The 4,203-nt window shown below is 59.0% G+C and carries 6 protein-coding genes; all 6 read right to left on the bottom strand.

The window, feature by feature from the left end:
- Positions 1–630: acetyl-CoA carboxylase carboxyltransferase subunit alpha (locus tag lacNas_RS00300; RefSeq protein WP_201346482.1), on the bottom strand; the 630-nt coding region annotated here is incomplete at its 3' end.
- The gene (locus tag lacNas_RS00305; protein WP_201346483.1) at positions 623–1,471 is read right to left on the bottom strand and encodes an acetyl-CoA carboxylase carboxyltransferase subunit beta; all 849 of its coding nucleotides are present in this window, start codon (positions 1,469–1,471) and stop codon (positions 623–625) included. The genes lacNas_RS00300 and lacNas_RS00305, both read right to left, overlap by 8 nt.
- Positions 1,458–2,840, bottom strand: coding sequence for an acetyl-CoA carboxylase biotin carboxylase subunit (accC, locus tag lacNas_RS00310; protein WP_201346484.1), 1,383 nt, complete (start codon positions 2,838–2,840; stop codon positions 1,458–1,460). The genes lacNas_RS00305 and accC overlap by 14 nt, the downstream gene beginning before the upstream one ends.
- Before the next feature lies 1 nt (position 2,841).
- Positions 2,842–3,276 (bottom strand): 3-hydroxyacyl-ACP dehydratase FabZ, encoded by a 435-nt coding sequence (gene fabZ / locus lacNas_RS00315; RefSeq protein WP_201331071.1) that lies wholly within the window; start codon positions 3,274–3,276, stop codon positions 2,842–2,844.
- 1 nt (position 3,277) lies between these two features.
- Entirely contained in the window at positions 3,278–3,745 is a 468-nt protein-coding gene (gene accB, locus lacNas_RS00320) for an acetyl-CoA carboxylase biotin carboxyl carrier protein (protein ID WP_201331072.1), read from the bottom strand.
- Positions 3,746–3,747: 2 nt separating this feature from the next.
- The coding region (locus tag lacNas_RS00325) for a beta-ketoacyl-[acyl-carrier-protein] synthase family protein (protein ID WP_373868155.1) at positions 3,748–4,203 on the bottom strand (456 nt) is incomplete at its 5' end.

The following is a 4,203-nucleotide window of genomic DNA, read 5'->3' on the forward strand; positions in this document are numbered from 1 at the left end:
GCCCTCGATCACCTGGCCGGCCAGCAGCCGGTCCGGCGTCAGCCCCAGCAGGTCTGCCGCCTCTTCGGCCCGGCCAGCGTCCTTCCACAGAATCGACGCGAAGCCTTCTGGAGACAAGACCGAATACATCGAATTTTCCAGCATCCAGACCTCGTCGCCGCAAGCCAAAGCCAGGGCACCGCCTGAGCCGCCTTCACCGAAAATCACGCTGATGATTGGCGTTGCGGCCTGGCCGATCTCGGTCAGGCACTGAGCAATCGCCTGCCCTTGGCCGGCGTATTCAGCCTCTTTGCCCGGAAAGGCTCCGGCCGTGTCGATAAAGAGCAGGACCGGCCGCTTGAAGCGCGCGGCTTCTTTGACCAGCCGGGCTGCCTTGCGGTAGCCGGATGGTTCCGGCTGGCCGAAGTGTTTGGCCAGCCGTTCGTCCAAATTGTGCCCGCGGCTGGTCGTGATTACGGTCACCGGCTGGCCGGACAACAGGGCGAGCCCGCCGACAATCGCCGGATCGTCGCCGCCCTGGTGGTCGCCGTGCAGCTCCATGAAATCACTGAACAAATGCTCGCGCAGATAGTGCGCTGACAATTTGTCGCTGGCCCGGGCCGCCCGGACCGTATCCATTGCCTTAGTCATGCTGCATCCCCCCGTACTTTAAGAGCCAGGCAATCGTCTCTTTTTCTTCCTGCCGCACGACGATCCGGTCAATAAAACCATGCTTTAAGACCGTCTCGGCGCTTTGGGCATCCCGCGGCAGCTTCTCGTGAATCGTTTGCTCGATCACTCTGCGGCCGGCAAAAGCGACCATCGCGTGAGCTTCAGCCAGGGTAATGTCGCCTTCGCTGGCAAAACTGGCCGTAACCCCCCCGGTGGTCGGATCAGTCAAAACGACCAGGTAGAGCAGACCGGCAGCTTTGTGGCGGTTGATGGCGTTGACGACCTTGGCCATCTGCATCAGGGAATAAATCCCCTCCTGCATTCTGGCACCGCCGCTGGCAGTGAAGATCACCACCGGCAGCCGCCGCCTGGTGGCTTCCTCGATCAGCCTGGTCAGTTTCTCGCCCGTCATCTGCCCCAAAGAGCCCATGATGAAAAACGGGTCCATAATTCCCAGAGCTGCTGGCTGGCCGCCAATAACTCCCCGTCCCGTCCAGACAGCTTCGTTTAAGCCGGTCTTTTTCCGCCCCGCCTTGACCTTTTGCCCGTAGTCGGGAAAGCGCAGCGGGTCACTGGGCACGAGGTCAGCGAACCATTCCTCGCTCTCTTCGCACAGCCAGGCCAGCCGCTCCCGGGCAGTCAGCCTGAAGCCGTAGTCGCATTCCGGACAAGTCCGGTACTTGTCCAGTCGGTTGGCGAAAAATTCCAAGCCGCAGTTTGGACAGCGCTGCATCAAGCCGCTGGGAACCAGTTCTTCAGCTCCCTTGTTGGCCTTGACGTGCCTTTCAGAGATCGTGTTGCGCTTTTTAAACAGCCTCATGCTTTACTTCCTGCTCCTTCCAGCGGGGCAGAAATTCTTTCTCCAGGTAAGTATTGGAAAAAGTTCCCCGCTTAAATTCCGGATCGGCCAGGATCGCCAAGTGGAAATCCTGGTTGGTCTTGATGCCGCGGATGACCAGCTCCTTTAAAAGGCGCTGCATTCTGGCAATTGCTTCCTCGCGGTCGCTGCCCAAGGCAATGATTTTGGCCACCATGGAATCGTAAAATGGCGAAACCGTCATCCCCTGGTAAAGAGCGGAATCGATCCGCATGCCAGGATTGCCGATCGGCAAGAAGAGATAGTCAATCTGCCCGGTCGACGGCATGAAGTCCCGCTCCGGGTCTTCAGCATTGATCCGGCATTCGATGGCATGGCCCTTGGAGGCCAAATCAGCCTGGGTAAAGGGCAGCTTTTCGCCGCTGGCCACCAGAATCTGCGCTTTTACCAGGTCAACCCCAGTTACCATTTCGGTTACGGTGTGCTCAACCTGCAGACGGGTGTTCATTTCCATAAAGTAAAAATGGTGGTCCTGGTCCATCAAGAACTCAATCGTGCCGGTGTTCAAGTAGTCAGCCGCCTGGGCTGCCCGCACGGCAATCTCCCCCAGCTTCCGGCGTTCTGTTTCAGTCAAAAGCTCACACGGGCTCTCTTCGATGACCTTTTGCTTGCGCCGCTGCAGGCTGCAGTCTCTTTCCGGGAAATAAACGCAGTTGCCAAAACGGTCGCGGATGATCTGGACTTCAATATGCTTGACCTTGGTCAAGACTTTCTCCAGATACATCTGGTCATTGCCGAAATCCAGCCGGGCTTCGTTTTGCGCCACGCTTAAGGCCGCGGCCATGTCCTCAGGCCGGCTGACCTGGCGGATGCCCTTGCCGCCGCCACCAGCGGCCGCTTTCAATAAGACCGGATAGCCGACTGCTTCAGCAATGCCGGCTGCTTCTTCAGCTGAGCTGATAAAGTCCTGGCTGCCCGGGGTCACCGGCACCTTGTTTTTAATCATCAGCTGCCGGGCATGTTCTTTGTTGCCCATCTGATCGATCGTCTCCGGGCGCGGGCCGATGAAGGTCAGGCCGCAGGCCCGGCAGAGCTCGGCAAATTCCGCGCTTTCCGACAAAAAGCCGTAGCCCGGGTGGATCGCTTGGGCGCCAGTCCCGGTAGCAGCCGCGATAATGTTTTTGATGTTCAGATACGAGTCGCTTGGGCGGCTTGAGCCCACGCAGACCGCTTCATCGGCCAGCTGGACGTGCAGGCTGTCGCGGTCAGCCACTGAATAGATGGCAACCGACTTGATGCCCATTTCCTTAAGGGTGCGGATAATGCGCACCGCTGCTTCGCCGCGGTTGGCGACTAAGACTTTGTCAAACATGTTAATCACCTGAAATCATGAAGGTCAGTTCCGCCGTGCAGGCTTTCTGGTCGCCGACCCAGGCCGTTGCCTGGCCCAGGCCGACCGGCCCCTTGATTTTTACCAGCTCCACTTCCAGGCGAAGCTGGTCGCCCGGCTTGACCATCCGCCGGAACTTAGCCTGCTTGATGCCGCCGAAATAGGCAGTCTTGCCTTTAAAGCGGCTGTCGCTCAGCAGGGCCACGGCACCAGTCTGAGCCAGGGACTCCACGATCAAAACGCCCGGCAAAACCGGATTTCCCGGGAAATGCCCCTGGAAAACGGCCTCGTTGTTGGTAACGTTGCGCAGGGCCACGGCCCGCTGGCCCGGGACCAGGTCCAGGACCCGGTCGATCAAGAGCATCGGGTAGCGGTGCGGAATGATTTCTTGAATTTGACTGGCATCTAATGTGGTCATGCTAAGCCTCCTCAATCAAAAACAGGGTCTGTTCGCATTCAACCAGGTCTTCGTTTTCAACGCAGACTTCGCGGACAATTCCGGCTACGTCGCTCTTGATTTCCGTCATCATCTTCATCGCTTCCACGATGCAGACGGTCTGGCCAACTGCCACGCGGTCGCCGACCTTGACAAAAGGCGGCTGGTCAGGCTTGGCCTGCAGGTAGATCGTGCCGACCAGGGGCGACTTGATCGCGTGCCCGCTTTCGCTGCCTTCAGCTTCTTTGGCCGCCGGAGCCGGCAGAGAAGACGGAGCCGGGCCAGAAGCGGCTGGCTCCTCTCTGACCGGGGCCGGTGCAGGGGCCGGCTGGCCCTGGGTGACCTCGTTTTTACTCAAAAAGAGCTCCAGGTCTCCCAAAGACAGGTTCATTTCCCGGATGCTCGATTTTTCGAAGCGATCCATCAGTTTTTCAACATCTGTTATTTCCAAAATCAAGCCCACTTTCTAAAAGCTAAGACTGCGTTGTGGCCGCCAAAACCAAAGGAATTGCTCAAGGCGTATTCAACGTCCTGCTCTTGCTGGCCGGCCTTAACCAGGTTGACCGGGCAAGCCGGATCCTGGTCAAAGCAGCCGACATTGGCTGGCAGAATTCCCTTTTCCAGGCTGGCACAGGTAATGACCGCTTCCACGGCGCCGGCCGCCCCGAGCAGGTGCCCCGTCATCCCCTTGGTTGAGGAAACCAGCACCTGGTCGCCAAAGACGGCATTGATCGCCTTGGCTTCCCCGCTGTCGTTGGCCTTGGTGGCCGTCCCGTGGGCGTTGATGTAGCCGACGTCTTCCGGTTTGATCCCGGCTTCTGCAACGGCCAGCTGCATTGCCCGGGCTGCTCCTGCCCCAGTCGGGTCGGGACTGGTGATGTGGTAGGCGTCACTGGTGGCGCCGTAGCC

The sequence above is a fragment of the Lactobacillus nasalidis genome (assembly GCF_016587775.1).
GTDB classification, from domain to species: Bacteria; Bacillota; Bacilli; order Lactobacillales; family Lactobacillaceae; genus Lactobacillus; species Lactobacillus nasalidis.